The 26,750-nt window shown below is 61.6% G+C and carries 31 protein-coding genes; 21 read left to right on the forward strand and 10 right to left on the reverse strand.

Annotation, left to right across the window (positions count from 1 at the left end):
* Positions 1-14 precede the first annotated feature (14 nt).
* On the forward strand, positions 15-1,316 hold the full coding sequence (locus tag BLW69_RS03505) for a PQQ-dependent sugar dehydrogenase (protein ID WP_092659951.1): 1,302 nt from the start codon (positions 15-17) through the stop codon (positions 1,314-1,316).
* A 99-nt stretch (positions 1,317-1,415) separates the two neighbouring features.
* On the opposite strand, the gene BLW69_RS03510 is transcribed toward BLW69_RS03505, so the two are convergent.
* Positions 1,416-2,009, reverse strand: coding sequence for a TetR/AcrR family transcriptional regulator (locus BLW69_RS03510; protein ID WP_210184898.1), 594 nt, complete (start codon positions 2,007-2,009; stop codon positions 1,416-1,418).
* A 71-nt stretch (positions 2,010-2,080) separates the two neighbouring features.
* Here BLW69_RS03510 and bdcA point away from each other — a divergent pair, with 71 nt between their 5' ends.
* From bdcA to BLW69_RS03535, 5 genes are all read left to right on the forward strand, one after another.
* Positions 2,081-2,794: an SDR family oxidoreductase gene (gene bdcA / locus BLW69_RS03515; protein WP_062460623.1), complete on the forward strand. Its 714-nt coding sequence runs from the start codon at positions 2,081-2,083 to the stop codon at positions 2,792-2,794.
* Between the two features lie 165 nt (positions 2,795-2,959).
* Positions 2,960-3,760: an alpha/beta hydrolase gene (locus BLW69_RS03520; RefSeq protein WP_092659953.1), complete on the forward strand. Its 801-nt coding sequence runs from the start codon at positions 2,960-2,962 to the stop codon at positions 3,758-3,760.
* A 9-nt stretch (positions 3,761-3,769) separates the two neighbouring features.
* Positions 3,770-4,141 (forward strand): hypothetical protein, encoded by a 372-nt coding sequence (locus BLW69_RS03525; RefSeq protein ID WP_092659955.1) that lies wholly within the window; start codon positions 3,770-3,772, stop codon positions 4,139-4,141.
* Positions 4,142-4,426: 285 nt separating this feature from the next.
* Positions 4,427-5,302 (forward strand): SDR family oxidoreductase, encoded by an 876-nt coding sequence (locus BLW69_RS03530; protein WP_244508768.1) that lies wholly within the window; start codon positions 4,427-4,429, stop codon positions 5,300-5,302.
* A gap of 55 nt (positions 5,303-5,357) precedes the next feature.
* Complete coding sequence (locus BLW69_RS03535; protein WP_062460610.1) at positions 5,358-6,521, forward strand: zinc-dependent alcohol dehydrogenase; 1,164 nt, start codon at positions 5,358-5,360, stop codon at positions 6,519-6,521.
* Between the two features lie 121 nt (positions 6,522-6,642).
* On the opposite strand, the gene BLW69_RS03540 is transcribed toward BLW69_RS03535, so the two are convergent.
* Positions 6,643-7,020 (reverse strand): PH domain-containing protein, encoded by a 378-nt coding sequence (locus BLW69_RS03540; RefSeq protein WP_062460606.1) that lies wholly within the window; start codon positions 7,018-7,020, stop codon positions 6,643-6,645.
* A 32-nt stretch (positions 7,021-7,052) separates the two neighbouring features.
* Entirely contained in the window at positions 7,053-7,496 is a 444-nt protein-coding gene (locus BLW69_RS03545) for a hypothetical protein (protein ID WP_092659957.1), read from the reverse strand.
* 160 nt (positions 7,497-7,656) lie between these two features.
* Here BLW69_RS03545 and msrA point away from each other — a divergent pair, with 160 nt between their 5' ends.
* Positions 7,657-8,160 carry a peptide-methionine (S)-S-oxide reductase MsrA gene (gene msrA / locus BLW69_RS03550; protein WP_092659958.1) on the forward strand — a complete coding sequence of 168 codons (504 nt, stop codon included), beginning with the start codon at positions 7,657-7,659 and terminating at the stop codon, positions 8,158-8,160.
* Positions 8,161-8,255: 95 nt separating this feature from the next.
* Here msrA and BLW69_RS03555 read toward each other — a convergent pair whose 3' ends face one another.
* Positions 8,256-8,690, reverse strand: coding sequence for a pyridoxamine 5'-phosphate oxidase family protein (locus BLW69_RS03555; protein WP_092659960.1), 435 nt, complete (start codon positions 8,688-8,690; stop codon positions 8,256-8,258).
* A 199-nt stretch (positions 8,691-8,889) separates the two neighbouring features.
* On the opposite strand from BLW69_RS03555, the gene BLW69_RS03560 reads away from it, so the two are divergent.
* A complete protein-coding gene (locus BLW69_RS03560) occupies positions 8,890-9,399 on the forward strand; it encodes a sigma-70 family RNA polymerase sigma factor (RefSeq protein WP_062460596.1) in 510 nt (169 codons plus the stop codon).
* Positions 9,400-9,421: 22 nt separating this feature from the next.
* On the opposite strand, the gene BLW69_RS03565 is transcribed toward BLW69_RS03560, so the two are convergent.
* Genes BLW69_RS03565 through coxB form a run of 3 tightly spaced genes read right to left on the reverse strand, consistent with a single transcriptional unit; the run spans position 9,422 to position 12,975 of the window.
* The gene (locus BLW69_RS03565) at positions 9,422-9,766 is read right to left on the reverse strand and encodes a hypothetical protein (protein ID WP_092659962.1); all 345 of its coding nucleotides are present in this window, start codon (positions 9,764-9,766) and stop codon (positions 9,422-9,424) included.
* Entirely contained in the window at positions 9,767-12,274 is a 2,508-nt protein-coding gene (ctaD, locus tag BLW69_RS03570; protein WP_092659964.1) for a cytochrome c oxidase subunit I, read from the reverse strand.
* Entirely contained in the window at positions 12,271-12,975 is a 705-nt protein-coding gene (coxB, locus tag BLW69_RS03575) for a cytochrome c oxidase subunit II (RefSeq protein ID WP_348271840.1), read from the reverse strand. The genes ctaD and coxB overlap by 4 nt, the downstream gene beginning before the upstream one ends.
* A 24-nt stretch (positions 12,976-12,999) precedes the next feature.
* Between coxB and BLW69_RS03580 the strand changes: the two genes are divergently transcribed.
* Positions 13,000-13,500: a DUF2231 domain-containing protein gene (locus tag BLW69_RS03580; protein ID WP_062460587.1), complete on the forward strand. Its 501-nt coding sequence runs from the start codon at positions 13,000-13,002 to the stop codon at positions 13,498-13,500.
* Here BLW69_RS03580 and BLW69_RS03585 read toward each other — a convergent pair.
* Together BLW69_RS03585 and BLW69_RS03590 are read right to left on the reverse strand one after the other, a co-directional pair.
* Entirely contained in the window at positions 13,478-13,981 is a 504-nt protein-coding gene (locus tag BLW69_RS03585) for a CopD family protein (RefSeq protein ID WP_210311727.1), read from the reverse strand. The two genes, BLW69_RS03580 and BLW69_RS03585, sit on opposite strands and share 23 nt — an antisense overlap.
* A gap of 132 nt (positions 13,982-14,113) precedes the next feature.
* On the reverse strand, positions 14,114-14,749 hold the full coding sequence (locus BLW69_RS03590; RefSeq protein ID WP_092659966.1) for a hypothetical protein: 636 nt from the start codon (positions 14,747-14,749) through the stop codon (positions 14,114-14,116).
* 334 nt (positions 14,750-15,083) lie between these two features.
* Here BLW69_RS03590 and BLW69_RS22680 point away from each other — a divergent pair, with 334 nt between their 5' ends.
* From BLW69_RS22680 to BLW69_RS03640, 11 genes are all read left to right on the forward strand, one after another.
* Positions 15,084-15,260: a hypothetical protein gene (locus BLW69_RS22680; protein WP_174196266.1), complete on the forward strand. Its 177-nt coding sequence runs from the start codon at positions 15,084-15,086 to the stop codon at positions 15,258-15,260.
* Between the two features lie 206 nt (positions 15,261-15,466).
* Positions 15,467-16,246: a GntR family transcriptional regulator gene (locus BLW69_RS03595; protein ID WP_092659968.1), complete on the forward strand. Its 780-nt coding sequence runs from the start codon at positions 15,467-15,469 to the stop codon at positions 16,244-16,246.
* Entirely contained in the window at positions 16,247-17,755 is a 1,509-nt protein-coding gene (locus tag BLW69_RS03600; RefSeq protein ID WP_092659970.1) for an ABC transporter substrate-binding protein, read from the forward strand.
* Positions 17,756-17,822: 67 nt separating this feature from the next.
* Positions 17,823-18,749 (forward strand): ABC transporter permease, encoded by a 927-nt coding sequence (locus BLW69_RS03605; protein ID WP_092659972.1) that lies wholly within the window; start codon positions 17,823-17,825, stop codon positions 18,747-18,749.
* Positions 18,750-18,796: 47 nt separating this feature from the next.
* Complete coding sequence (locus BLW69_RS03610) at positions 18,797-19,612, forward strand: ABC transporter permease (RefSeq protein WP_092661010.1); 816 nt, start codon at positions 18,797-18,799, stop codon at positions 19,610-19,612.
* A 10-nt stretch (positions 19,613-19,622) separates the two neighbouring features.
* A complete protein-coding gene (locus tag BLW69_RS03615) occupies positions 19,623-20,411 on the forward strand; it encodes an SDR family NAD(P)-dependent oxidoreductase (RefSeq protein ID WP_175487237.1) in 789 nt (262 codons plus the stop codon).
* 24 nt (positions 20,412-20,435) lie between these two features.
* Entirely contained in the window at positions 20,436-21,359 is a 924-nt protein-coding gene (locus BLW69_RS03620) for a polysaccharide deacetylase family protein (RefSeq protein WP_092659974.1), read from the forward strand.
* Positions 21,352-22,896 carry a gamma-glutamyltransferase family protein gene (locus BLW69_RS03625; RefSeq protein WP_092659976.1) on the forward strand — a complete coding sequence of 515 codons (1,545 nt, stop codon included), beginning with the start codon at positions 21,352-21,354 and terminating at the stop codon, positions 22,894-22,896. Before BLW69_RS03620 ends, BLW69_RS03625 begins: the two co-directional genes overlap by 8 nt.
* A complete protein-coding gene (locus BLW69_RS03630) occupies positions 22,893-23,867 on the forward strand; it encodes an ABC transporter ATP-binding protein (protein ID WP_092659978.1) in 975 nt (324 codons plus the stop codon). The genes BLW69_RS03625 and BLW69_RS03630 overlap by 4 nt, the downstream gene beginning before the upstream one ends.
* On the forward strand, positions 23,864-24,856 hold the full coding sequence (locus BLW69_RS03635) for an ABC transporter ATP-binding protein (protein ID WP_092659980.1): 993 nt from the start codon (positions 23,864-23,866) through the stop codon (positions 24,854-24,856). Before BLW69_RS03630 ends, BLW69_RS03635 begins: the two co-directional genes overlap by 4 nt.
* A gap of 159 nt (positions 24,857-25,015) precedes the next feature.
* Positions 25,016-25,819: an alpha/beta hydrolase gene (locus BLW69_RS03640; protein WP_244508733.1), complete on the forward strand. Its 804-nt coding sequence runs from the start codon at positions 25,016-25,018 to the stop codon at positions 25,817-25,819.
* Positions 25,820-25,846: 27 nt separating this feature from the next.
* Here BLW69_RS03640 and BLW69_RS03645 read toward each other — a convergent pair whose 3' ends face one another.
* Positions 25,847-26,224: a GFA family protein gene (locus BLW69_RS03645; protein WP_092661016.1), complete on the reverse strand. Its 378-nt coding sequence runs from the start codon at positions 26,222-26,224 to the stop codon at positions 25,847-25,849.
* Positions 26,225-26,313: 89 nt separating this feature from the next.
* Between BLW69_RS03645 and BLW69_RS03650 the strand changes: the two genes are divergently transcribed.
* Positions 26,314-26,730 carry a nuclear transport factor 2 family protein gene (locus tag BLW69_RS03650; protein WP_092659982.1) on the forward strand — a complete coding sequence of 139 codons (417 nt, stop codon included), beginning with the start codon at positions 26,314-26,316 and terminating at the stop codon, positions 26,728-26,730.
* Positions 26,731-26,750 lie beyond the last annotated feature (20 nt).

Raw genomic sequence — 26,750 nt, forward strand, 5'->3', positions numbered from 1 at the left:
GTCAGAGTTCCCCCATGACTGAGCCTTCTCTGTTTGCCCGCGTCGTCGCCTTTATCGGCCAGGGCGCTGTTCTTATTCGTCATTCGGGGGATGGCCCGCGACAGCCGGTGTTTGGCACGACGCCTGCCATTCCGGCCGCAAAGCCGCAGGGCAAGATCCCGACGCTGAAGATGCCAACAGCCAAGGGCTGGGAGGGCGATCACAAGCCGACGGCAGCGGCGGGGCTCAAGGTCAATGCATTCGCACGCGGGCTCGTGCATCCGCGCAACATGCATGTTCTGCCGAATGGCGATGTGCTGGTGGCGGAATCGATGGGCGAGCGCGGCAATCCGCGCAGTCTCTTCGACCATGCCATGTCGGCGACGATGCAGCGGGCGCGCGCTTCCGGCGACAGCCCCAACCGTGTGACGCTGCTGCGCGACGCCGATGGCGACGGCGTGGCCGAGCAAAGTTTCGCCTATATCGAAAACGTGCGCCAGCCCTATGGCATCGCGCTTGTCGGTGACACGCTCTATGTGGGAGGGAGCGATGCGCTTCTGGCCTACCCTTATGTGGCCGGCGCGACGAAGATTACCGCGCAGCCGAAGAAGCTGATGGATCTGGTGCCCGGCGGACACTGGACGCGCAACCTGATCGTCAGCAAGGATGGCACCAAGCTTTACGTGGCTGTGGGATCGCTCAGCAATATCGCTGACGAAGGCATGGGCGTTGAAGAAAACCGCGCCTGCATTCACGAATACGACCTTCAGACGGGCCAGTCGCGCATCTTTGCCGGCGGTCTTCGCAATCCCGTCGGCATGGCGTTCGAGCCTGAAGGCGGCATGCTGTGGACGGTTGTCAACGAACGCGACGGCCTGGGTGACGAGACGCCGCCGGATTATCTGACATCGGTTCGCGACGGCGGGTTCTATGGCTGGCCCTATTGCTACTGGAACCGGGTCGTGGATGACCGTGTGCCGCAGGACGCCGCCAAGGTGGCATCCGCGCAGCAGCCCGACTATGCGCTGGGCGGCCATACGGCGTCGCTCGGGCTCTGCTGGTTGCCGGCGGGCACGCTGCCGGGCTTTCCGGCGGGGATGGCCATCGGCCAGCACGGGTCGTGGAACCGGTCCAAGCTTTCCGGCTACAAGCTCGCCTTCGTCGCTTTTGAGAACGGCAAGCCCGTGGGAATGCCGCGCGAAATCCTCACCGACTTCCTGTCCAAGGACGAAAAGCACTCCTTCGGCCGTCCGGTCGGAGTGGCTCTCGCCGCCGACGGTGCCGTGCTGATGGCGGACGATGTGGGCGATGTCATCTGGCGCGTCACCGGCGCTTGATCGCGCGACGTAGAACATTTGAGTTGATTGCTGCGTGCCACCCGATGGGTGCGCAGCAATCGCGTTCCGTCGCTGCAGGCCCGACCGCAGCGGCGATGATCAATCCGCAAGCTCTTGCGTCAGGATCCGTCCGGCAAGGCGGGCAATGGCCATGAGGCGGTCCAGTTCCAATCCGCTGCGGGCCTTGGCGGAGAGGCCGGTCATTGTGGTCGAGACGAAATCGGTCACGCTTTCCGCCTTTTCCGGATGCCGCGCTGCGATAAAGCCGCAGATCACATCCTCCGCTGCTGCCTGCAATGCACGGGTCGCCGCGCGTGCCTCCGGATCATCGCAATGGGTTCCCTCCAGAACGAGACAGCCAGCGGTAGCCGGGTCGGCCGCATAGCGCCGGCAGGCGTCTTCCAGCACGGCCGCAAGGCATTCGTCAACCGGGCGGTCGGGCCTCAGGATATCAGCAAGCGGAATCGCCGCCGTTAGCGAGTAGCGTTCAAGAACGCGCGCGTAGAGCCCGGCCTTGTTGCCGAAGGCGGCATAGAAGCTCGGCGGATTGATACCGAGTGCCTGCGTGACATCGGCAACTCCCACGGCATCATAGCCGCGCGCATGGAACAGCTTCTGTGCGATCTCCACACCTTGGTCGGCATCAAAACGACGTGGGCGACCGCGGGTACGCGGAATATCTGTAGTCATCATTACAAAATACCTTGACGATGAACCCTGATGATTTATGTAGCAGTCATTACTGTATTTCTCAAGGATCTCAGATGACGACTTTTCAGGGAAAATCCGTTCTGGTTCTCGGCGGTAGCCGGGGTATCGGCGCCGCCATCGTGCGGCGGTTTGCAAACGACGGTGCCAACGTGACCTTCACCTATGCCGGCTCTCGCGCGGCGGCGGATGAGCTGGCGGCAGAGACCAAGACTACGGCTGTTCAGACCGACAGCTCCAGCCGCGATGCCGTGATTGCCCGGGTGCGAGAAAGCGGCCCGCTGGACGTGCTGGTGGTCAATGCCGGAATTGCTGTCTTCGGCGATGCGCTTGAACAGGATCCGGACGCGATCGACCGGCTTTTCCAGATCAATATCCATGCGCCCTATCATGCCTCGGTCGAAGCGGCGCGTCAGATGCCGGACGGCGGGCGGATCATCGTCATCGGTTCCGTCAATGGTGACCGGATGCCCATTCCGGGCATGGCCTCCTATGCGGTGAGCAAGTCTGCCCTGCAGGGACTGGCCCGCGGGCTGGCGCGCGATTTCGGGCCACGCGGCATCACCATCAACGTCGTTCAGCCGGGGCCGATCGATACGGATGCCAATCCGGAAAACGGACCGATGAAAGACCTGATGCACAGCTTCATGGCGATCAAGCGCCACGGTCGTCCGGAAGAGGTTGCTGGAATGGTCGCCTGGCTCGCCGGCCCGGAGGCGGGGTTCGTGACCGGGGCAATGCACACGATCGACGGTGCGTTCGGAGCGTAATCCCGGCATACCCCATCCGGGGCGACATCGCAGAAGGCCAGTCGCACGACTGGCCTTACAGCTCTGGACTCAGCAATCTGCGATCTGCTTGCCCAAGTCTTTCAGCGCGTGGGAACAACGGCGCGGGTTTTCGGTTCCTCTCTCTCAGAAAAGAGAGGATTATCGATGACGCAGATCGTTTTCGTGCATGGCATGTTTCAAAATCCCAAAAGCTGGGACAACTGGGTTCGCTACTTCAGCGACAAAGGCTACGACTGCAGCGCCCCGGCATGGCCTCTCCACGATGGCGATCCGAAGGCATTGCGCGACAACCCGCCAGCCGGGCTCGGTGAGCTGAGCCTCGATGCCATCTATGCATCCATCAAATCGGCGGTCGCAGGCCTCGATAAGCCTGTCGTCATCGGTCACTCTGTCGGAGGTCTCATCGCGCAAAAGCTGCTCGCGGATGGCCACGTCTCGGGTGCAGTGGCGATCTCGTCGGTTGCGCCGAATGCCATGCTCGATTTCGACTGGGGCTTCATCAAGAACAGCGCCATCATCACCAATCCCCTGAAGGGTGATGAGCCGGTCTACATGGACGCAAAGACGTTCCATGGCTCCTTCGCCAACACGCTGTCGGACGAGCAGGCGGCTGTCGAGTTCGAGAAGACGGCGACCCACGACAGCCGCAACGTTCTGCGCGACTGCATGGGTTCGTCCGGCAAGATCGACCTCAGCCGTCCGCATGAACCTTTGCTTCTGGTTGCCGGCGAGAAGGATGAGATCATTCCCGCCGATCTCAACGAGAAGAATTTCAAGGCCTACGAGAATACCGGCAGCGTGACCGACTTCCGCGAGTTCCCCAACCGTGGCCATTACATCTGCGGCGAACCCGGCTGGGAAGAGGTCGCCGCCTATATCGACGGCTGGCTTCAGCAGAACCGGTTCGACGTCGACAACCGTATCTATGCTCCAAGCGCGATCTGAGGGACAACCATGACCAATATCAAAGCACGCGGGTTCGAAAGCACCGCTCTTCTCAATGAACATCTCGACGAGTTGGACGACGTCGCTTATGGCGATCGCGGCGCATCGGCCGGGGCCATGTCCGGCAGCGAGGCCGAAATGGAACGGCTGCGTCGGGAAGTCGTCTATCTGCGCAACCGGATTGCCGAGATCGAAGGCGAGGGCCAGACCCGGCGTGCATCGCCGTCCTCCCAGACCCCAGAAAATTCGTGGGTGAAGTTGATCGGAACCGCCACGGCAACCTTCGTTCTTGGTCGGCTTGCACAACGGTTGCGGCTTGGACCCGTGGGGACGGCTGCCGTTCCGCTGATCGCCGGACAGCTTCTGAGCCGTATCCGCTGAACCACTGACATATTGCACCGGCGGCAGAGCTGCGGCCGGTGCATTCTTTGCATGGATTACGCCTGGTCTGGTGGCTGAACGAAGCCTCCCGTGAAGATAGACAGGCGAATGTGGGAACACTCCCCGTCCACCTTAGTTCTTGGGTTATAATTCAGGAACATTACCGTGCCGACATTCCCATCGTTCATTCTTTCCCGCCGACACATGCTTGCGTCCACCACAGCGGCGCTCGCCGCTTCGGCGTTGCCGGCACTTTCTCAAGATACGACTGTAAAGGCATCCAGTATGGAAGACCCGACGACCAAGTACCCGCAGCCTCCGTTTCAGGAGCAGACCCAGCCATTCCCAGGCTTGGCCGGCAAGATGACGCCGAAGCCGGATCACGGCGAGACCTCGTATAAGGGCTCGGGCCGGCTGGCTGGACGCAAGGCTCTGATCACCGGCGGCGATTCCGGGATGGGCCGTGCGGCTGCCATCGCCTATGCCCGCGAGGGTGCCGATGTCGCGATCAACTATCTGCCCGATGAAGAGCCGGATGCCAAAGAAGTCATCGCCCTGATCGAAAAGGAAGGTCGCAAGGGCATCGCGCTTCCCGGCGATCTGCGCGACGAGGCATTCTGCGTGAAGCTCGTCGAAGATGCCGCAAAGGCTCTGGGTGGTCTCGACATTTTGGTCAACAATGCGGGCCGTCAGCAGCAGGCCCAGTCGCTGTCTGATATCACCACCGAAGCCTTCGACGCGACGATGAAGACGAACATCTACGCGATGTTCTGGCTGACCAAGGCGGCGCTCAAGCATCTGCAGCCGGGATCGTCGATCATCCAGACAACGTCCGAACAGGCCTACGATCCGTCCGAGAACCTCGTCGATTACGCCATCACCAAGGCGGCCGGCATGAGCTTCACGAAGTCGATGGCCAAGCAGCTCGGCCCGAAAGGCATCCGCGTCAACGGCGTTGCGCCGGGCCCGGTCTGGACGCCGCTGCAGGTGTCGGGCGGCGCGACGATGGAAAAGCTGGTCGAGTTCGGTGGCGATACGCCGCTCGGCCGACCGGGTCAGCCTGCCGAGCTTGCCTCGATCTACGTCCAGCTTGCCGACAACGGCGCAAGCTTCTCGACGGGACAGATCTACGGTGCTGCCGGTGGCAGCGGGCAACCTTGAACATGAACATGCGCATGAACACCAACGCGAATGCAACACGACCGGAGGTTAGAACGTGAAAGCTCTTACATGGCACGGCAGCGGTGATATCCGCTGCGAAGAAGTAGACGATCCAATCATTCAGCATGACCGCGATGCGATCATCAAGGTCACGAGCTGCGCCATCTGCGGCTCGGATCTTCACCTTTATGGTGGTTTCGTTCCCGGCATGCACGCAGGCGACGTGATGGGCCATGAAACGATGGGTGAGGTGGTCGAAGTCGGCCGCGGAAACTCGAAGCTCAAGGTTGGCGACCGCGTGGTCGTGCCGTTCACGATTTCCTGCGGCGAGTGCCGTCAGTGCAAATGGGGTCAGTTCTCGCTTTGCGAACGATCCAACCCCAACGGCGCGATGCAGGCCAAGCAGATCGGCTATCCGACGGCCGGCCTGTTCGGCTTCTCGGAAATGTACGGCCAGATCCCGGGCGGCCAGGCCCAGTACCTGCGCATTCCCTACGCCGATGTCGGGCCGATCGTGGTGCCGGATGGATTGACCGACGAACAGGTCCTGTTCCTCTCCGACATCTTCCCGACAGGCTACATGGCGGCCGAAAACTGCGACATCAAGCAGGGCCAGACGGTTGCCGTGTTCGGTTGTGGTCCGGTCGGCCTGTTTGCGATCAAGTCGGCGTTCTTGCTCGGTGCAGAGCGCGTGATTGCGATCGACACCGTGCCGGAGCGCTTAGCGCTTGCTCAACAGTCCGGTGCCGAGACGCTTGACTATGCGGATGAGGATCTGCAGCAGCGCATTCTCGACATGACGAACGGTCTTGGGCCGGATGCGGTCATCGAGGCGGTGGGTCTTGAGAGCCATGGCGCCGGTGGCGTGATGGAAACGCTTCAGACCAAACTGTCGGCAACCGAGCGTCCTTACGCGCTCAACCAGGCAATCCTCGCCTGCCGGCCCGGTGGTACGGTCTCTCTTCCCGGCGTGTTTGTCGGTCCGGCCGTTCCGACGTCGCTGGGCGCCTTCATGGGCAAGGGCCTGACCCTCAAGACCGGTCAGACCCACGTTCAGCGTTATCTCGAGCCGCTGATGAAGCTGATCCAGGATGGCAAGATCGATCCGTCATTCCTGATCACGCACCGCATCGGACTTGAGGAAGGTCCGGAGGCCTACAAGACGTTCCGCGACAAGCAGGACGGCTGCGTCAAGGTCGTGATACGCCCGAACGGCTAATCAAATCGAATGGCCTGCGGCATCTGCCGCAGGCCATTCTCTTGTAAGTATGAAGAGGATGCGGCGAGGCACCGGGCACGTACCGTGCATTCAGCCGCATTGTCGTTTTGATACCTTGATTTTAACGGAAGATGCCGGTCGCGAGCGCGCGCTGTATGCCGCGCACATCGGTGCCCTTTTTCAGCGTTTTCGCAATCGGGCTGTCGCTACCCGATACCCAGATTTTCAGCTCCGAATCCAGATCGAACGTTCCCGCAGTCTCGACCGAAAACCGGGTGATCGACCGGTAGGGAATAGACATGTAGTCGACCTTACTTCCCGTCATCCCCTGGATGTCGACCATAATGATGCGATACTGGGTGAAGACGAAGAAATCGCGGATGAGTTTGAAGGCGAGTTGCGGCTGTTCTCCATCGATCAGCACGCCATCGAGGCGCTTGTTCAGGTCCGCCGGGTCGACTGTCGATCCATGGCCCAGAAATCCGTCAAAAAGGCCCATAATTGCAATCTCCCGGCAAAGGCTTTGGGTTTTTAGTCCTGAAGCGGCTTGATCGTCTCGATCACACCACCGGCGTCGATGACGCCGCGAGAGAGATCGGTTCGGCCACGCGCAATTTCAATGACGGTGTAGAGCTTTTCGTCCCGGAACGCGCTGGCGAAGTCGGTGCTGACGCCTTCGGCAGGCGCTGCGTCAACTTGCTGGAAGTCAACTTCCTGGCTGGTCGCGACAATCCTTGCATCGCCGGCAGTCCTTGCGGCAACCGTGACTGCGCCCTGCATGGGAGCATTCTGCCACCGCGGATCGTCGCTACGGGCGGTCGGTTCGAGCCTGTAGATGTTGAGCGTTTCGTCGGGCGTGGTCGTCACCGACGCGTCTCTGATCTGGGCCTGGCTTTCGACCGATTGCCCAACCCTTGTCTCGCTGATCGAGGTGTCCGAGAATTTGTCACCGTGGATGTCGTCGATATCAGACATTGCGTTTTCTCCTGCAAGGTTCCCGAACTGACGGCGGGTTGCACAGTTCCACTGCTCTGCTCGTTTACCGACAAGTGCTGCGATCGGTCGTTCGAGCCGTCTGGTTAAATGCGGAAGGCAACACCATATATTGGCGAGACGGACGAACAGGAGATACATCATGACAACCGAACGCGCAGTTTTAGCAGGCGGCTGCTTTTGGGGAATGCAGGATCTGATCCGCAAGCTTCCCGGTGTCCAATCCACACGCGTGGGCTATACGGGCGGAAGTGTTGCAAACGCTACCTATCGCAATCACGAGGGCCACGCGGAGGCGATCGAGATCAATTTCGATCCGACCAAGACGACCTACCGCGACCTCTTGGAGTTCTTCTTCCAGATCCACGATCCAAGCACCCGCAATCGGCAGGGTAACGACGTCGGCTCGAGCTATCGCTCCGCGATCTTCTTCACCAGTGACGAACAGAAGAATGTTGCCGCTGACACGATCGCCGATGTGGATGCGTCCGGTATCTGGCCGGGCAAGGTCGTGACGGAAGTCGTGCCTGAGGCAGAATTTTGGGAGGCGGAGCGTGAGCATCAGGATTATCTGGTGCGAATCCCCAATGGCTATACCTGCCACTTCCCGCGACCCAACTGGCGGCTGCCGAAGCGTGCAGCGTAACGGGTCGCCCGATAACATTATCCCGAAACGCACTTGGGCCCGGTGGAAACACCGGGCCCAAGTCGTAATGCCATCCCACGTAGGGACAGATCAGCTTACAGCGAGATCTGGCCGTCGTCGCTGCCGTCCCAATAGCGGATCGTCTTAGCCGTCACGCGGATCATCACGACACCGGGGGTGTCGATCCCTTCCGGGAAATACCGGTCGAGGTCCTTGGTCCAGTGATCCTTGAATGTCGCTTTGTCGGTGATGAGCGTTGCCGAGCCTTCAACGCCGACAAAGAGCGGCGAACCACCCAGCATGCCGACTGCGCCCGTATAGGTAAGGCCGACTGCGCTGTCGGCGCGGATTTCCGCAATCTTTCTCGACTGCTCGTAGGCGAAGAAATAGCTGTCGCCGTCGTACTCGACGTCGCCGTTGTTGCTCATCGGCCGCGAAGTAAGATTGCCTGATGATGTTGTGGTGGTCAGCATGGCAAAGTCCAGCTTTGCCATCTTCTTCGACAGGTCGTGCAGCGTAAGTTCGGACATGGTTGCTCCAGGTGTTGCTCGAATGGAGTAGGAACTTACGGTTCTCTCGTTGGTTCCGGGGCGCCAGTCTCGGGCGCCATAGACCGGCATCCGGTCACCTACCTACGTACGTTAACGTACCCTTCCCGGATTGGGCTTCATCGAACGGAACGATGAGCGCAACTGCGACTTGAGTTACCTCTAGTAGGAGGAGACGAGAATGGATGCCGATCTCAGATTGCACCACGAAGTCGTAGCACTTATTCCAGCGCTGAGGCGCTTTGCGATGCGCTTCCATCGAAACGCGACCGATGCTGACGACCTTGTCCAGGAAACCTTGCTCCGGGGCCTCGCGGCGCTGCCTTCGTTTGCCACCGGGACCAACCTCAAATCATGGTTGTTCACCATCATGCGCAACACCCATCATACCGCCTTTCAGCGGGCAAAGCGCATGAGCATCGGAACCGAAAATCTCGAGCACCTCATGCCTGCAGCGTCTTCGCCCCAGGAGTGGGCCATCCGCAAGAGCGAGTTCGACCGGGCATTGATGGCGATGCCGGAGACGTACCGGGATGCCTACAAGCTGGTGATCGAGGACGGCCAGTCCTATGACGTTGCAGCCGATAAGTGCAATGTCGCCGTCGGTACGGTGAAGAGCCGGATCAGCCGTGCCAGGCATTTCCTCGCAGCCCAGATGGGCGAGACTGTCTCCACAGTGGCGTCGATCTGAGCGCCACCGTGACCGAATATCGTCAGGCTGAACACAGTGTCAGCCAGACGACGCCGGTGAAGCAGAAGGCGGTCGAGAACAGGGCGGCGATCGATACGTAGATCGCAACCCCGTTGATAAAGCTGGAGGTCTCGGAAACCGGTGCCTTCAGGCGCGGTCGTAACTGCCGCAGCAGGATGACGACAACCGCCGCAACGCTGGCGATCATCATCGTTATCAACAGCAGACGGAGCGGCGACGTCCAGGCTCCGAGGTTGCCACTCTGCCAGTCCAGGCTGCAGCCGGTCGCCTGAACCGCGTAGATCGTCAGGAATGCACCACTCCAGACCACGAACGCCGAGATAGCAAGCAGAAGCGGATGGCGCATCTAGAGGCCTCCTTCGCCGATCAGGCTTTGCAGCGCCAGATAGAATGCCGCGGCACTGATGCCTGCTGCTGCCGTATAGTCATGCCAGAGCCTGCCAATCCGGAGATCAAGGGAGAAAATAGCCTTCCTGTTTCCGATGCTCGTCCAGAGAGCGTGGGCCGCAAACACGGCGCCGATCGTCCCGTGCAGGGCGGCATAGATGAAGATCACGAACACGGAGGCGATCGCGGCATGGCCTGACGGCGCGGGGAGGACCAGCAACGCGATGGCGAGGAACAGCCCGGTCGAGATCAGGTGTCCGAGCAGCGCCAGCGCGCTGCCCACCGTCACTGCCCCGTTGCGACCTGCGGCCAGGCGACCTCCAACACAGCTCATGATCACCCCGCCGACGGCGAGCGCCAACAGCTTCACGTCGACTACAAAGCCGGCCGGCGGCCAGTTGGGGGCGGAAACCCACAGGAAAAGGCAGCCGAACAACAGGGACATGTAGAGCGTCGCATCGGCGACAAGCGTGAGAACCATCGCCAGATAGGATGGCGGCGTGCTCGCATGGAGGTGAACCGGCACGCTCAGGCCGTGGCCGATCGGGACGAGATCGTTTTCGACGGGGAGCGGGTCGCGGCGTGTCCAAAGCCAGAAGCAGGCGATGATGGAGATCAGCGCCAGGGGCGTTGCCCAATAGAGCTTGAACAGCATCATCAGGAAAAATGCGCCTGTGGCGATCGCGGTCCAGAGCGGCAGGTATGTCTGGCGCGGCAGCATCACCACCTGGTCCGGCTCTCCCGTGACCGGATCCACGCCCAGCACTTCCATGCGATCATTGCGCGGCATGCCGAGGTAGCCGCGGCCAGCCGCAAGGTAGGGGCCGAGCGTATCCGGATCGAGCAGGTCCGCGCGTTTGTTCACCCTCGGAATGGAAGCGAAGTTGTAGGACGGAGGGGGTGTCGGCATCGCCCATTCCAGCGTGCCGGCCTTCCACGGGTTTCGTCTGAACGGCCGACCGAACTTGAACAGAAGGATGAAATCGAGCGCCACCAGCGCAAACCCCATCGCCATGATGAAGCTTCCCATCGACGAGATGAAATTCAGGGTCTCCCATCCGAACTCGGTCGGATATTCAAAGACACGCCGCGGCATGCCGAGCAGACCGGTCAGGTGCATGAAGAAGAAGGTGACGTTGAACCCGACGAAGATCATCCAGAACGCCGCATTCGACAGGTGTTGAACGGGTTGTTTTCCGGTCAAATGCGGCAGCCAGTAATAGGCCATCGCCAGCATCGGGAAGATAAAGCCGCCGACGAGAACGTAATGCAGGTGGGCAACGACGAAATGGGTATCGTGGGCCTGCCAGTCGAACGGCACCATGGCCAGCATAACCCCCGTCAGGCCCCCGATGACAAAGACGAAGAAGAACCCGAAAATATGCAGCATCGGAATGGAAAAGCGCGGGCGTCCATGCGCCATGGTGGCGAGCCAGGCGAAGATCTGGACCGCCGTCGGCACGGCGACCAGCGCACTCGCCGCCGAGAAGAAGGAGAGCGCCACATGCGGTATGCCGACCGTATACATGTGATGCACCCAGAGGCCGAAGGACAGAAACGCCATCGAGACGATGGCCGCGACAATCACCCGGTAACCCGCAAGCGGCGTGCCTGAGAGTACGGGCAGAATGGTCGAGATCGCGCCTGCTGCTGGCAGAAATATGATGTAGACCTCCGGGTGACCGAACAGCCAGAAAAGGTGCTGCCACAAAAGCGGATCGCCGCCGCGCGTGGGGTCGAAGAACGGCAGGTCGAAGGCGCGCTCCACCTCGAGCAGGATCGATCCGAGGATGAGCGGCGGAAATCCGACCAGCATCATGGTTGCGACCACGAGCATGTACCAGGCGAAGATCGGCATCCGGTCAAGCGACATGCCGGCGGCGCGGATCTTCACGATCGTCACGATGATCTCGACCGCAGCAGAGAGGGCAGAGATCTCCACGAAAGTGATGCCGAGCAGCCAGACGTCGGAGTTGATGCCGGGAGAATAGACCGAAGAAGATAGCGGCGTGTACATGAACCAGCCGCCGGAGGGCGCAACGCCGCCGATCAGCGCGCCGATCAGGATCATGCCGCCGAACAGGTAGCACCAGTAGCCGTAGGCCCCGAGACGGGGAAAGGCGAGGTCGCGGGTGCCGAGCAGTTTCGGCAAGAGGTAGATCGCCATGCCCTCGAAGAAGGGGATCGCGAACAGGAACATCATGATGGTGCCATGCATCGTGAACACCTGACCGTAGGTCTCGGCGTCCATGAACACGCTGTTGGCGGAGGCAAGCTGGGTGCGGATCAACATTGCCAGGATGCCGCCGATCGCAAAGAACACGAGAGCGGTCAGCATGAAACGGACGCCAACCACATTGTGGTTGACGGCAGCGAGACGACCCCAGCCGGGCTTTCCAGCCCATAAGCGGTCCAGCGCGCGATGCAGCGCAATCGGGTCGTGCCCGGGTGACGTGGGTTCGGTCATCGGGCGACTTCCCCGATGATTGCCTTTTCGAAGTCGTCAGCCGTGTGCGCCTGTACCTCGAAGCGCATGCCGGCGTGTCCGGTGCCGCAATATTCCGAGCAGACGCCGCCATATCGTCCGGGGTGGTCGGCGCGGATGCGCAGCCGGTTGGCATGGCCTGGAACGGCATCGATCTTGCCGCCGAGGCGGGGAACCCAGAAACTGTGAATGACGTCCTCGCTTTCGGCAATGATTTCGATGGTCCTGCCCGCCGGGATATGCAGGAGGCCTGTTGCGGTCCGGCTGCCCGGCAGGGACGGGTAGGAGAACTGCCACTGCCACATGCTGCCGACAGCCCTGACCTCCAGCACGTCCTCTGTCTTGGCGCTGCCGCCGCTCAACAGAAATTCGCCTTGGGAAAACGCATAGAAGGTCAGTGCGGTGAGGACGGGCAGGGGAAGAACGAGGCCGCCCCATACAATCCAGCCGCTCTGGGAGAGGCCGCGTCCAAAGCGCGGGCGAAACAGGGTGGCGGCAAAGAGCCCGACGACGAGGGTAAAGAGGACGACAGACCCCCACAGCATCACCCACCACAGCTGGGCAATCGAACCCGCGGATGGTCCGGCGGGGTCGAGCGCGGAGAGGTCGCCGGTGCAACTGCTGAGCGCTGCAGAAACACAGGCCAGCGCGAGGACGCGGAACCAAGTGCGGACCTGATGGATTTGCCCTGCGAACGGAGGGACGTAATGAAAGACGATACCGAAACGACGAACCCGGTCGTGGCCGATGTCAGGGACAAGGATGCCAGCTCGGCAATTGCCGTCGCCGGGCACCCGCTGCATGCGATGAGCGTGCACTTCCCGATCGCCCTTGCCTTCATAACGCTTGCGGTCGATGCGCTGTTCTGGTGGTCCGCCGATCCGTTCTGGCTGCGGGCCGGCCTCTGGAGTTCCGGTGGCGTCTTCTTCTTCGGTCTCGCAGCCGGTGCTGTCGGCACGATCGAGCTTTTGTCGGTGCCGGGCATTCGCGGCCGCGTCGCCAGCTGGGCACATGCGATCGCCGCGGTGACGCTGATCGCCTGCGCCGGCCTCAACTGGGGTCTGCGGGTCACTGGCGCCGGCGACGTGTTGCCGCATGGAATTCTTGTGTCTCTGCTCACCTGCATCATGACGGGCATGGCTGGATGGCATGGCGGCAAGCTGATTTTCGATCATGGTGTCGGCCTCATGGTATCGGCCAAGGACTGATGCGCTCGGCCAGCGTGCGCAGGCCGCCCGGGCGCATGAATTCGCCGGGCAATTCCAGTCCGATAAACGGTTTGGCGAGGGCGACGAAAACGATTGCTCCAACGACCGCGGTGGTGACGATGGTTGCCGCAACAAAGCGCCAGACGGGATACGTCTCTCCCTCCTTGAAAAGCCGGATGATGATCAGGCCGGTCAGGACATGCAAGATGGCGAGCAGGCCAACGAACAGCAGCTTGATCGAAAACCAGCCGGCAAACGTCTGCTGTCCGAAAATCAGAGCCGTGCCGCTGGCCACCGCCACGAAAGCCGCGGGCGAAATGATCGCCACATAGGCGTAGCGTACGATCATCTGAAGACGGTAAAGCGCTTCCTTATCCTTCACATGGGCACGTTGCACGTAAAGGCCCGGCAGGCTGATCAACCCGGCTGCCCAGATGGCAATCGTGGTGATGTGAACGAATTTCAGGAATGCGATGATCAATACCGGCCCAATGCATGACGGATGTGGTGCAAGCGTGCGTAAATGGAGCCGTGTACCCGTCTTTCCAGGACACGAATCTGTGAGGACCTCGTAGCGGCCGTCCGTGCGCGGCGAGATCGAAGGCTGTGGGATCTATCCGAGCAACCCGTCGCGCCCGAATTCTTCCCAGCCCGACAGGCCCGCGCCCTCGTTGTCATCGGTCGCTTTTCCAGCCGTCGATTGGCGTTTGGCGGCGGTCTTCAGCGAGCGGGTCAGCTTCGTCTTGAGCGCGGCCCGCCGTCTGTTTTCCGCCGCCATCGCCTTGTCGTCCTCCCGCCACTCGTCGACGGTGCCACCGTCGAGCAACTCTTCGACGAGGCGGGGATCGAAGACATGGAAGGTGATCTTCTTTGCGCGTCCCGCCAGCCGCACGGTGCGAGTTCCGGCGCTGGGCAAGCGGCCATCGGTGAGCCAGCGAAGTCGCTCGGTCGGGGAGATCGTCAGGATATCCTGGATTTCGCGCGGTATCACGGCGAGGCTTTCGATGCCGACGAGCGCTTGGCTGACAACGCCCGACACAAAACGAAATTCGGTCTTCGAGGTCTTGGGCATGGCAAGCACAAGGCTGCCTCCATCGAGATCCAGCAACTTGCGCGAAGCGGCAGGCAGGCGCGCGCGGATCTCCAGCAGGATCCCCTTGGCGCGGACCGCCGAGCCGAGCGTTGCCTTGGGAGGCAGGGGCCACTGTTTAAACAGTTCCGGCCCCTCATTCGTCTTTTGTTTTGGCATCAAGGATAAATGGTCCGCGGGGTCTCTAGCGTCAATGCCGTTGTTGGCTGAGACTTGGCCGATGCTGTGCGTTGTACGAAACACAGACGAAACGCTCTCATTTGGCTGTGTCGGCAAAGACTGTGCCTCCAACTTGTTAGGAACACATTCTCATGACATGGTCTGTGCATCGGCATTGCTGATGAGCGTCGGGCTATTCGATGTTCGCAACTGCCGCTTTCGCTTCCTACCCTTGACCACGGATGTACTGGCACCGGTGAATGAAGCGACGATGAGGAAGGTCGGTGCAATTTTGCCCGGCCTTTTTTCATTCTAAACATACCGAAAGACAATCATGAAAAAGACCGATGCGGCGCTGCTTCTCAAGAAGGCTGAGCGACAGATTGCAAATACCAGCGGCGGTGGTCATCTCGGTGGCACAAATCACGGCCAAGGCTATGATGCCAAGACGACCGGCGCGCACAGCCAAGGCCGCAAGGCGTCGCCCCGCGGCGGCCCTGCCAAGAAGTAAGCGAGCTACCAAACCATTGATCAGACCCGTCGTTCACCACGGCGGGTTTTGTCGTTTTAGGGCTTGGGTATTCGGCGCCCGCGCTTTTAAGCGCTGGTTTCAGCATTTTGGCACAATTACTTCGGTTTGCGTACCAGATTGGAAAATTATCGCTTTCACAACGCCAACTGAGATGTCAGACTTCACATCTGAGAGGGCAGATCGCGATGTTGGACACGGATGCATATGCGTCTCCCGCGCCGCCGGAAGGCAAGGCGGGAGTGGCGGAACGGGCGTTGAGGAGCGCGATCGTCGGTTGCGTTCTGATGCCGGGAGAGCGTCTGTCGGAGACTTCGCTGACCACCGAATTCGCGCTCGGTCGCGGTGCCGTACGCGCCGCACTGGCGCGGCTGAAGGCGAGTGGGCTTGTATCCTCGACTGCCCGCAGCGGTTGGGAGGTCGCTCCGATTTCCGCGGCAGAGATCCGCGAACTGATAGCCGCACGCCGCCACCTTGATCCGATACTGTGCTCGGCTGCTCTCGACGACGCCGCTAGACGGCGGCTGACCCCGCTGTCCCAGATGCATATGGCGCTGCTGCAGCGGCCGGATCTGGGAGGCGATGTGCTACCCACCATTCGTCGCTGCGAGCGGGACATGCTGGATCTCCTCGTCAACGCCCTCGGCATGCCTGTCGTCGCGGGTTTTCTTGCGGACCTCTGGGATCGCTCCAACAGGCTCGTGAACTTCTTCGAGCGGAGCGGGCGCGCAAAATTTTTGCCGACGAGGTTTTCGTCTTTCGCGGAGGCTCTCGTCGAGGGCCGCACCGCCGATGCAATCGCACATCTCGCGTCCGCCAACGTGGCGCTGGAAGCCTATCTGCTCGATCGTTTTCTCGAAACCGACGCGATGGTTGGCCGCAAGTCCGGCCGTCGCGCCGCGAACAAAGATAAACCGGGTCGCAATCAGCGACCTCAACCGCCCACTGGAAAAACAAGGACATTGTAGATGATGATAGTCAGTCGTTCGATGCGCGCCTCTCTGGCAGGCCTGCTTCTGGCCTGTTCGCCAATGGTCCTGTCCCAGGCAATGGCCAAGGATCAGCTGGTCGTTGATCTCGTCAACGAGCCTTCGTCGCTCGATCCGCACAAGCAGTGGAACCCGGACAGCTACTACGTCTACCGCAATATCTTCGACAATCTCGTCACCCGTGACGATGCCGGTGCCATCGCGCCGCAGATCGCCACCGAGTGGAAATATTCGTCCGACAGCGAAATCGTCTTCACGATCCGCAGCGACGTCAAATTCCACGATGGCACGCCGCTGACCGCCAAAGACGTCGCTTTCAGCGTCAACCGCATCATCGACAAGAAATTCGCCAGCCCGCAGCTCGGCCAGTTCAACAAGATCCTGTCGGCGGAAGCCACCGGCGAACACGAAGTGACGTTGAAGACGGATGGCGCCTATCCGGTGCTGCTCGCCCAGCTCGTCAAGCTGTCGATCGTTCCGCAGCGTGTTGTCGAGGAAAAGGGCAATGACGGCTTCAATGCCGCGCCTGTTGGTTCCGGCCCCTACAAGTTCGCCGCATGGCAGCGCGGCGTTTCGGTTTCGCTTGCCCGCAACGACGACTACTGGGGTGAGAAGGGCGTGTTCCCGACCGCCGAATTCCGCGCCGTGCCGGATGCCGCCACGCGCATTGCAAACCTTGAAGCGGGCGCCAGCGACCTCGTCGTCGGCCTCGATGCGGATCTCTCCGAGCAGCTCAAGAGCTCAGGCGCCGCCAAGCCGCTCTCGGTTCTGACCGAGCGTATCGGCTATGTGAAGCTCAACCCAAACCTTCCGCCATTCAACGACAAGCGCGTGCGTGAAGCGGTCGCCCGCTCTATCGACAAGCAGGGGATCGTCGATGGTCTTTTGGGTGGTGTCGACAAGCCGCTCGACCAGATGGCGACATCGGCGCATTTCGGTTACGTGGAAGGCCTGAAAGGCTACCCTTATGATCTTGATGAGGCCAAGCGCCTGATCAAGGAAGCGGGTGCGGCCGGCAAGTCGGTCGCCTTTGCGACATCTCCGACATTCGACCAGCGCATCGTCCAGGCAGTGGCACAAATGATCAGCGATACCGGCCTGACCGTCAACATCGAGATGACGGATATGGCGACCTATCTAAAAAAGGCCCAGAGTGCGCCGGCCAGCCAGCCGCCAATTTCCTTCGGGCGCTGGTCCTGCGCCTGCCAGGATGTCGATGGCGTGCTGTTCTCGCTGCTGCATTCGTCCAGCGCGTGGGCTTCGATCGCCGACCCGAAGATCGACAAGCTCTTGGAAGACGCCCGCAACACGCTGGATGAGAAGAAACGCCTCGAAGCCTACAAGACGGTAAGCACCTACGTCGTTGAGGAGGTGCCGATGGTGCCGATCTATCAGGCGGCGATCATCTACGGCGCAGCGAAAAACCTCGAATGGCAGCCGACGGCAAACGAAAGCCTGTTTCTCAACCGGATGAAGTGGACCGATTGATTTAGGTTCAGGGCCGGCCCCGGTTTCGGGGCCGTTTTGCCCGCAAGTCACGAAGTGGACTGCAATATTGCCGGCATTCTTCCTCAAGCGCGCGTTCCAGGCCCTGATCGCCATTATTGGCGTGATGACGCTGATCTTCTTTCTGCAGCGGCTTGCGGGAGATCCCGTTCTGCTGCTCGTGCCTGAAAATGCCACCAAGGCGGACATCGAGGCGCTGAGGGCGTCGCTCGGTTTCGATCGTCCTCTGTCGGTCCAGTATCTCGAATATATGGGCGCGCTTCTGACCTTCGATTTCGGCCGCTCCTATGTCCAGAACGTGCCGGTCTGGACGCTGATTGCCAGCCGTCTTCCCTATACGCTGATGCTGGCCGGCGGCGCGCTCGTCGTCGCCTTCGGTGTCGGCATTCCGCTGGGTGTGGCGATGGCGGTGCGCCGCGGCTCGGCGGATGCCAAGGCGATGATGGGCGTGGTTCTGGCGGGACAGTCGATGCCGACATTCTGGAGCGCCATCCTGATGATCATGGTGTTTGCGGTGTGGCTCGGCTGGTTGCCTCCATCCGGCGCCCGCGACTGGCCGAGCATCATCATGCCGTCGATCGCACTCGGTCTTCTCTCCATGGCAACCTTCGCCCGTGTGGCGCGCACCGCGGTTCTCGACGAACTGGAAAAGGACTATGTCCGCACCGGCCACGCCAAGGGGTTGCCGATGATCCGCATCGTCATGCGCCATCTGCTGCGAAACGCCGCGATTCCGGTGGTAACCGTTGCAGCGCTCGAAATCGCCAATCTGCTGGCCGGTGCCGTGATCGTCGAGACGGTGTTTGCCTGGCCGGGGCTCGGCCAGTTGACCGTGCAGGCCATCAACGCGCGTGATTTCATGCTGGTTCAGGGCGTCGTACTGCTTGGCGCCATCACGGCCATCGTTCTCAACCTCGTCGCCGATCTGCTCTACAGCATCATCGATCCCCGCATCCGCATCGAAGGGAGCGCCTGATGGCAGCGACCACTCCCGCACCGCGCGCGGTGTCGCGATCCCGGCGCATGCCGTGGACCGTGGTGCCCTTTGCCGCCATTCTGGTCGCTCTGGTGCTGATGGCGATCTTTGCGCCTCTCGTGGCGCCGCTCGATCCCAATGCCCAGAACCTTCTGGCTCGGCTCAAGGCGCCGGGCTTTCAAAGCCGCGGCCTTGTCTATTATCTCGGCTCGGATGAACTTGGCCGCGATGTGCTCAGCCGGACGATCTATGGCGCAAGGGTGTCGCTGCTGGTTGCCTTCGCATCGGTGATCCTGTCGGGCATTTTCGGAAGTGCGCTCGGCATGATCGCTGCCTTCTACCGCGGCTGGGTCGAAACCATCATCATGCGGCTGGTCGATATCGTCTTGTCGGTGCCCGCCATTCTTCTGGCGATCATCACGGTTGCGGTACTCGGCCCGAGCCTTTCCAACGTGGTCATCGTGCTGGCCCTGACGCGGTGGCCTCGCTATGCGCGCGTTGCCTACGGCCAGACGCTGTCGGTCGCGAACATGCCCTATGTCAGGCTCTCGCGGTTCATGGGCGCCGGGTGGTTCCGGCTGCTGTGGCGCCACATCCTTCCCAATATCGCCGGCGGCCTGATCGTCGTCGCGACGCTCGAGTTCGGCCTGATGGTGCTGTTCGAGGCCGGACTTTCGTTCCTCGGCCTCGGCGTGCAGCCGCCAACGGCGAGCTGGGGCGCAATGCTTTCCACCGGCCGCAACTATGTCGGGTCCGCCTGGTGGATCGCGACATTTCCGGGACTAGCGCTGTTTCTGCTGGTTCTCTCGATCAATCTGATTGGCGATCATGCCCGCGACCGCCTCGATCCGCGTGGGCGATAGGAGTTTTTTGATGAATTTCGAAAATGAGTTCAAGGCCAAGAAGGTCATCGTCACAGGTGCCTGCGGCATTATCGGCGGATGGATTGTCGATGCCTTTGCACGCGAAGGGGCCGAGGTCTGCCTGACCGATCGCGATGCCGAGAAGCTTGAGGCGAAACTGGCGACGCTGCCGGGAACCGGCCATGTGGCGATCGCCGCCGACCTCACCGATACCGGCTCGATGACCGCATTTGCCGAACAGGTCTCGGGAAGCTGGGGCGCGCCGGATATTCTCGTCAACAATGCCGGCATCTATCCGTCGGGGTTTCTGCTCGATATTTCGATCGATGACTGGGACGACATCATGGGCGTCAATCTGCGCGCACCGTTCCTGCTGTCGCAGCTGTTTGCCAAGCAGATGATCAGCGCCGGCAAGCCGGGCTCGATCGTCAACATCTCGTCCGGTGCCGCGCGGAAAATGCGCACGACGGTGGTTCCCTACTGCACATCCAAGACGGCGCTCGACCGCCTGACCAAGGGTTTTGCGCTGGAACTCGCCGAATACGGGATCCGCGTCAATGCGGTGGAGCCAGGGTTCATTTCCGGCAGCGATGTCAGCACGCTTGCGCAGGATCATATCGACACGGTCACGGCCTCCATACCGCTTGGCAGAACGTCGTCCGCGCAGGATGTCGCTGCCGCGGTTCTCTACGTCACGTCAGTGGGCGGCGCCTACATGACCGGCGCGACCTTGACCGTCGACGGCGGCAATTCGATCGGCTCTCAGGTCGTCTTCCAGGCAAAGAAGAAGGCGCTGTAACAAGCGCGTTCCAAGCGAGGTCGGATGTCAAATCCCCTGCAGATAAAGTCCCCTTGGCCAGCCTATGAGTGGCCGCAAGGCAAGCAGTCGGCAGTGCTGCTGTCGGTCGACGTGGATGCGCATGTGCCGTTCATGTGGGCGAACAAGGACCATGTTCCTGACCGGATGGGCACGCTCGAAATCCGCCGCTTCGGTCCGCGCACGGGGATCTACCGGCTGCTCGACCTGTTCGCGCGCTATGAGGCGAAGGCAAGTTTCTACGTGCCGGCGCTGACGGCCGAGACCAATCCCGAGATGCTTGCCGCCATCCTTGAGGGCGGCCACGAGATCGGCCTGCACGGCTATTTCCACGAGATCGTCTCGGAAGTCTCCGACGACGAATTTACCGGCGCGCTCGAAGCCAGCATGGAACTGCTGACGCGGGAGACCGGGGTAAAGCCCGTCGGCTTCCGCTCGCCGGCCTGGGAAATGACGCCGCATATGCTGCGCGAGTTGCGCCGTGTGGGCCTCGCCTACGATTCCTCGCTCTCGGGCTTTGATCATCCCTACGAGATCGACGGTGTGGTCGAGATCCCGGTGCAATGGGCGCTCGACGATGCGATCTTCTTCAAGTTCGAAGGGGGAGGCCGCGACAAGTGGCCCTATCAATCCGGCCGCGCCGTGCTGCAGGACTGGATCGCGGAATGGCAGGCGCTGCACCGCTTTGGCGGGTTGTTCACGCTAACGGTACATGACTGGATTTCCGGCCGTGCCCAGCGCATCGCGCTTCTCGAAGAACTGCTCGATACGATCACTTCCGAAAAGGGCAGCTGGATCGCGACGGCCGCCGAGATCGCCCATCACCACGCCACATCCGGCAATGCCGGCCGCTTTGCCGTTAATGGCAAGGCTCCCGAGGCGATCGGAACCCGCAGGTTCGGACAGGATATTGGACACAGCCATGGGTGAACACTGGAACGTGCATAAGGGCGAGCGGCGCAGTGCCGGCGGGCTCGTTGCCTGCCAGAACTGGATGGCAGCGGAAAGCGGCGCCGATGTGCTGTCGCGCGGCGGCAATGCCATGGATGCGGCCGTCACGACTGCACTGACGCTCAGCGTCGTCGAGCCCTGGCTTTCGGGCGTCGGCGGTGGCGGGTTCTTGCTGCGGGCCGACGGGCAGGACGGCCGGGTCGATACGCTCGATTTCAACGTCCGCTCGTCGCGCAACATCGATCCTGCCGATTATCCTGTCGTGGCGGGCCGCGACGGGGACTGGTTCGACTGGCCGCAGGTGCGGGATGATCGCAACCTGATCGGCTACAGCTCCATCTGCCTTCCTGGCGCCATTGCAGGCCTTTCGGCAGCGCTGGAACGGTTCGGCACGATCAGCTTTGCCGAGGCGCTGCAGCCGGCGATCGACCATGCCCGCCGCGGTCTCGCGCTCGACTGGTTCACGGTGCTCTGTCTTGCCATCGATACGGAAGGCCTCGCACGCTTCCCGGCATCGTCGCAGCTGTTTCTGAAGGATGGCCGCGCGCCGCGGGTGCAGGAAATCGGACCGGGCAGCACAATCCCGATGCCGCGCAAGGCGACCATGCTGGAACGACTGGCAAAGGCCGGTGCCCGCGATTTTTACGAGGGCGAAACCGCAGCATCGATCGTCAGCGATCTCAACGCCGGCGGATCGCCGATCGACCTTGCCGAAATGCGCGACTACCAGCCGCGTTGGTCCGACCCGCTCCAGATCGACTACCGCGGCATGACGATCAATGCGATGCCGGGTCTTTCCGGCGGTCCGACGCTTGTCGAGGCACTGTCCGAGCTTGACGGAACGTTGCCGCAGGATGGCCCGCTGTCCGGCGGGACGGCGCTTGCGTTTGGCCGCGCCATTCGTCGCGCGTCCGAGCATCGCTTGCGCACGCTTGGCCACGGGAGCAGCGGAGAAAGCTGCACCACGCATATCAGCGTTGTCGATCGCGACGGCACGATGGTCTCGCTGACCAATACGCTTCTGTCGCGCTTCGGCTCGAAAGTGGTTCTGCCTTCGAGCGACCTTCTGATGAACAACGGCATGATGTGGTTCGATCCACGCCCCGGACAGCCCAATTCGATCGCCGCAAACGCTCGGCCGCTGGCCAATATGTGCCCGATTATCGCAACGAAGGGCGGGCGGCCGAAGCTTGCTCTCGGGGCTGCCGGCGGACGCCAGATCATGCCGGCCGTGGCGCAGATCCTCTCCTATGTCGCAGCCTTCGGCATGTCGCTGGAAGAGGCGATGCACGCGCCGCGGATCGATGCGAGCGGCGTCACGCTGCGGGTCAACGAAAAGGCGAAACCCGATGTCGCATCACGGCTCGGCGAGGAGTTTCCGGTCGAGATCATCGCCGATACGCTCTACCCGGTGAATTTCTCCATTCCGTCAGCGGTTCTTCGCGACGGCGCAGAGAATATCGGGATGGCGCATCCGAACCATCCGCTTGCGGCCGTCGGGGCGGAGCGCACATGACGGGACCCGTTCTTGTGGTTGATGACCTCAGGGTTTCGATCGGCGCGCAGCCGGTGGTCGATGGCGTCAGTTTCCACGTCGACCAGGGCGAGATTCTGTCCGTCGTCGGGGAGTCCGGTTGCGGAAAGTCGATGACGGCGTTTTCCGTGATGGGCCTGCTGCCAAAGGTAGCCCGCGTCGATGGCGGCCGCGTCCTGTTCGGTGGGGAAAACCTGCTGACGGTGCCGGAAGCCAAGCGCCGGCAGCTGCGCGGCAATGATCTTGCGATGATCTTCCAGGAACCGGTCGCGTCGCTCAACCCGCTGATGAAGATCGGCCGGCAGATCGAGGAAAGCCTCGTCGTGCATCGTGGGCTCGACGCCAAGGCGGCTCATCGTGCGGCGATCGCCATGCTGGAAGAGGTGGGTATTCCCGAGCCGGAGATCCGCTCCGGCCAATATCCGTTCGAGCTTTCGGGCGGCATGTGCCAGCGCGCGATGATCGCCATGGCGCTGATCTGCAAACCCAAACTGCTGATCGCCGACGAGCCGACCACGGCGCTTGATGTCACCATCCAGGCGCAGATCCTCGACCTGATGAAAAGGCTGCGCGACGAGACCGGAACCGCCATCCTTTTGATCACCCACGATATGGGCGTGGTTGCCGATATGGCGGACCGGGTTGCGGTGATGTATGCCGGGCGGATCATCGAGGAGGCGCCGGTTGATACGATTTTCGCGCGTCAGGAACACCCCTATACGCGGCTGCTGCTATCGACCATTCCGCGGCTGGACGGAAAGCCGAAGGCGATGCTGCCGACGATCGAGGGGCTTGTGCCCGACATCGGCCAGTGGCCGGTCGGCTGCCGCTTCAGCCCGCGCTGTCCGCTGGCGGACCAGCACTGTCTCGACGAAATCCCGCCGCTTGCGCCTCGCCGTGACGAGGGCAGTGCCGCCTGCTGGCATTCGGAACGGGTGGGAGAAATGCTATGACTGAACCGCTTCTGTCGCTGTCCGGCCTCAAGGTGCATTTTCCCATCCGCGGCGGCCTGCTCGGACGTCCGACCGGGTTCGTCAAGGCCGTCGACGGCATCGATCTCGACATCGCCCATGGCGAAAGCGTCGCTCTTGTGGGCGAGTCGGGCTGCGGGAAATCCACGCTCGGCGCGGCCATTCTGGGCATGACCAAACTGTCGGCGGGCAGCCTCCTGTTCGAGGGCAAGCCGATCGTTCATGGCGAGACCGCGTCTCGGCGCGCCCTGTCCCGCGAGGTACAGATCGTTTTCCAGGATCCGGTTTCCGCTCTCAATCCGAAAATGTCGATCGGCGAGAGCATCGGCGAGCCGCTGGCCATCCACGGTGTCGGTAACGCCGCCGAGCGGGCCGAGCGCGTCGCCGAGCTTCTGGCCCTCGTCGGACTGCATCCACAGCATGCGGAGCGCAAGCCGAACGCGTTTTCGGGCGGGCAGCGACAGCGGATCGTGATCGCGAGGGCCTTGGCGCTCAACCCCAAACTGCTGATCCTCGATGAGCCTGTGTCCGCCCTCGATGTTTCGATCCGCTCGCAGATCCTCAACCTGCTTCTCGATCTGCAGCGGCGGTTCGGTCTGTCCTACCTGTTCATCAGCCACGACCTTTCCGTCGTCCGGCATTTTGCCGACAGGGTTGCGGTCATGTATCTCGGGCATCTCATCGAAACGGGCAGGACGGACGATGTGTTTGCGCGCCCGGTACATCCCTATACGGAAGCCCTTTTGTCGGCAGTGCCGCTTCCAGATCCGGTGGCGCAGCGAAAGCGGCAGAGGATCGTGCTGAAGGGCGATCTTCCCAGCCCCGCCAACCCGCCCAAGGGTTGCAAGTTCGTGACCCGCTGTCCTCTGGCTGTCGATATCTGCCATGTGACGCACCCGCCGCTGGTCTCGACCGGGCCGGGCAGGGAGGCCGCCTGTCATGTCCGCGCCGGATCCGTCGCCACGGTCTGACCGCATGGCGTTGTTTCGGCGCGGCCGATGGTGTCAATCGCCCAAAAGTCGATCGGGTCACTACACGAAAGTGTAATCGCCGAGGGGCAATCGTTGCCGCGGGTTTCCGGAACGATTTGGGATGGCTGTGGTTTCGGGTGGGATCAATCAGGAATACCCATGCCGCGCCTGAACTTCGCCGTCCCGTTCACATCTGCTTCCATCTTCTTGATGACGCTTCTGTCCAGCCCGGCTCATGCCGTGGATGCCTCGGGAACGCGCGCTGACCTGCGCGCGCCAAAACCGGTTGCAGGGCCGATCGAGGCGGGCGTCCCTCTTGTCGATCAGGCGAAAGGAGCCGTTGCCATCAAAACCTCTCAAACGAAACCGCGTCGTCTGGTGATTTTCCTGCACGGCATCAGAGGCTCCGGTTCGGTCATGGCGGCCATCGGCACTTCCTGGCAGTCAATCCTTAAGGACACGCGGTTCGTCGCGCCGGATGCGCCGTTTGCGCATCGGTCCGGCGGTCGTCAGTGGTTTGCGGTCGACGATCAGGTGCTGCGGCCGGACCGTATTGAGGGCGCGAGAAAGGCTTTCGACAAGCTGATGGCCGGCGTCGTCGAACGCGAAGGTTTCAAAGGTGATCTGGAAAGTGTCGCCTTTGTCGGCGTGTCTCAGGGTGCAATCATGGCGCTGGACGCCGTGTCCTCCGGGCGCTGGAAGGTCGGCGCAGTCGTCAGTATCGCCGGCCTGTTGCCGCTGCCGCCCAAGGCCTCGGCCTCGGCCTCGAAGATACCGGTTCTTCTAATGCATGGCGAGGCGGATCAGACGATCCCGTCCGTGGCATCCGTTGCCGCCGCCGGCCAGCTGCGGGGCGCGGGTTACGACGTTACTTTGAAACTCGATCCCCAGGTCGGGCACACGATCTCGTCCGAAGAGGCGAGGCAAGCCGTGCTTTTTCTGCGCGACCGGTTTGATCGCTAGCAACAAGCGCGGGGCACCGCCCGGGAGCTAAGGTCGGTCCTCGTCAAACTGCTCCGCGTCCGGCAGCGCGGCAAGCCATGGCTCCCGTCGTTTGATCCAGAGTTCGTAGGTCGGCACTATACCCGAAGGCGCGTCGCGCAGGCTTCCGAGCTTGACCTCGGCTTCGTGCTCGTCGCAGGCGAAAAGCCTTGAACCGCACGACGGACAGAAGCGCCGTCCCCCTTGTTCGGCCGTCGTTCCTTCACTCAAGAAAGCATGAGCAGGCCAGATGCCGAAATAGGTGAAAGCCGATCCGCTCTCCTGACGGCAGTCGGTACAGTGACAGAGCCCAACCCGCGTGGGTTCGCCCGCCACACTGAATGTCACCTTGCCGCGGAGGCAACCACCCATTCGCACGACCGTCATGACGACCTCCTCCGGAATGCGCTTCGTCTTTGTCCGGAACATCATCGTCCGGTGCTGGTTCCAATTGCAAGATCCAAGAAGGAACCGATATGACCCAACTGGCCGACAATTTCATCGCTGCCCTTCATCGTCTGGAAAAGTCCAGCGACGTCGATGCCATCGCCCGCCTGTTCCGCGACGATGCTGTCCTGTCCAACCCGTTGTCGATCCATGATTCAGCCGAGTCGGGAGCCGCACAGACGTTCTGGACGGCCTATCGCGCCGCGTTTTCAACGATCGAGTCCGAATTCATCAACGTCGTCGAAACCGATGGCGTCGCGATACTCGAATGGCGCAGTGACGCGGTTGTCGAGGGGCAGTCCGTGGCCTATTCAGGCGTCAGCGTTCTCGAAAGCGATGGCGAAAAGATCAAGTCGTTCCGGGCCTATTTCGATCCTCGCGAGCTTGTCGCCAAAGTCGATACCCGTGCGGTGGATGCAACGCCGAGCGACGTTGAGCCCGCCTGACTTTATATCGAGATCGTCAT

Source organism: Rhizobium sp. NFR12, from assembly GCF_900108545.1.
Lineage (GTDB): Bacteria > Pseudomonadota > Alphaproteobacteria > Rhizobiales > Rhizobiaceae > Neorhizobium > Neorhizobium soli.

Coding starts and splice junctions, on each gene's coding strand:
- BLW69_RS03505 (WP_092659951.1), top strand. CDS start 15: ATGACTGAGCCTTCTCTGTTTGCCCGCGTCGTCGCCTTTATCGGCCAG.
- BLW69_RS03510 (WP_210184898.1), bottom strand. CDS start 2,009: ATGATGACTACAGATATTCCGCGTACCCGCGGTCGCCCACGTCGTTTT.
- bdcA (WP_062460623.1), top strand. CDS start 2,081: ATGACGACTTTTCAGGGAAAATCCGTTCTGGTTCTCGGCGGTAGCCGG.
- BLW69_RS03520 (WP_092659953.1), top strand. CDS start 2,960: ATGACGCAGATCGTTTTCGTGCATGGCATGTTTCAAAATCCCAAAAGC.
- BLW69_RS03525 (WP_092659955.1), top strand. CDS start 3,770: ATGACCAATATCAAAGCACGCGGGTTCGAAAGCACCGCTCTTCTCAAT.
- BLW69_RS03530 (WP_244508768.1), top strand. CDS start 4,427: ATGGAAGACCCGACGACCAAGTACCCGCAGCCTCCGTTTCAGGAGCAG.
- BLW69_RS03540 (WP_062460606.1), bottom strand. CDS start 7,020: ATGGGCCTTTTTGACGGATTTCTGGGCCATGGATCGACAGTCGACCCG.
- BLW69_RS03545 (WP_092659957.1), bottom strand. CDS start 7,496: ATGTCTGATATCGACGACATCCACGGTGACAAATTCTCGGACACCTCG.
- msrA (WP_092659958.1), top strand. CDS start 7,657: ATGACAACCGAACGCGCAGTTTTAGCAGGCGGCTGCTTTTGGGGAATG.
- BLW69_RS03555 (WP_092659960.1), bottom strand. CDS start 8,690: ATGTCCGAACTTACGCTGCACGACCTGTCGAAGAAGATGGCAAAGCTG.
- BLW69_RS03560 (WP_062460596.1), top strand. CDS start 8,890: ATGGATGCCGATCTCAGATTGCACCACGAAGTCGTAGCACTTATTCCA.
- BLW69_RS03565 (WP_092659962.1), bottom strand. CDS start 9,766: ATGCGCCATCCGCTTCTGCTTGCTATCTCGGCGTTCGTGGTCTGGAGT.
- ctaD (WP_092659964.1), bottom strand. CDS start 12,274: ATGACCGAACCCACGTCACCCGGGCACGACCCGATTGCGCTGCATCGC.
- BLW69_RS03580 (WP_062460587.1), top strand. CDS start 13,000: ATGAAAGACGATACCGAAACGACGAACCCGGTCGTGGCCGATGTCAGG.
- BLW69_RS03590 (WP_092659966.1), bottom strand. CDS start 14,749: ATGCCAAAACAAAAGACGAATGAGGGGCCGGAACTGTTTAAACAGTGG.
- BLW69_RS22680 (WP_174196266.1), top strand. CDS start 15,084: ATGAAAAAGACCGATGCGGCGCTGCTTCTCAAGAAGGCTGAGCGACAG.
- BLW69_RS03595 (WP_092659968.1), top strand. CDS start 15,467: ATGTTGGACACGGATGCATATGCGTCTCCCGCGCCGCCGGAAGGCAAG.
- BLW69_RS03600 (WP_092659970.1), top strand. CDS start 16,247: ATGATGATAGTCAGTCGTTCGATGCGCGCCTCTCTGGCAGGCCTGCTT.
- BLW69_RS03610 (WP_092661010.1), top strand. CDS start 18,797: ATGCCGTGGACCGTGGTGCCCTTTGCCGCCATTCTGGTCGCTCTGGTG.
- BLW69_RS03615 (WP_175487237.1), top strand. CDS start 19,623: ATGAATTTCGAAAATGAGTTCAAGGCCAAGAAGGTCATCGTCACAGGT.
- BLW69_RS03620 (WP_092659974.1), top strand. CDS start 20,436: ATGTCAAATCCCCTGCAGATAAAGTCCCCTTGGCCAGCCTATGAGTGG.
- BLW69_RS03625 (WP_092659976.1), top strand. CDS start 21,352: ATGGGTGAACACTGGAACGTGCATAAGGGCGAGCGGCGCAGTGCCGGC.
- BLW69_RS03630 (WP_092659978.1), top strand. CDS start 22,893: ATGACGGGACCCGTTCTTGTGGTTGATGACCTCAGGGTTTCGATCGGC.
- BLW69_RS03635 (WP_092659980.1), top strand. CDS start 23,864: ATGACTGAACCGCTTCTGTCGCTGTCCGGCCTCAAGGTGCATTTTCCC.
- BLW69_RS03640 (WP_244508733.1), top strand. CDS start 25,016: ATGCCGCGCCTGAACTTCGCCGTCCCGTTCACATCTGCTTCCATCTTC.
- BLW69_RS03645 (WP_092661016.1), bottom strand. CDS start 26,224: ATGACGGTCGTGCGAATGGGTGGTTGCCTCCGCGGCAAGGTGACATTC.
- BLW69_RS03650 (WP_092659982.1), top strand. CDS start 26,314: ATGACCCAACTGGCCGACAATTTCATCGCTGCCCTTCATCGTCTGGAA.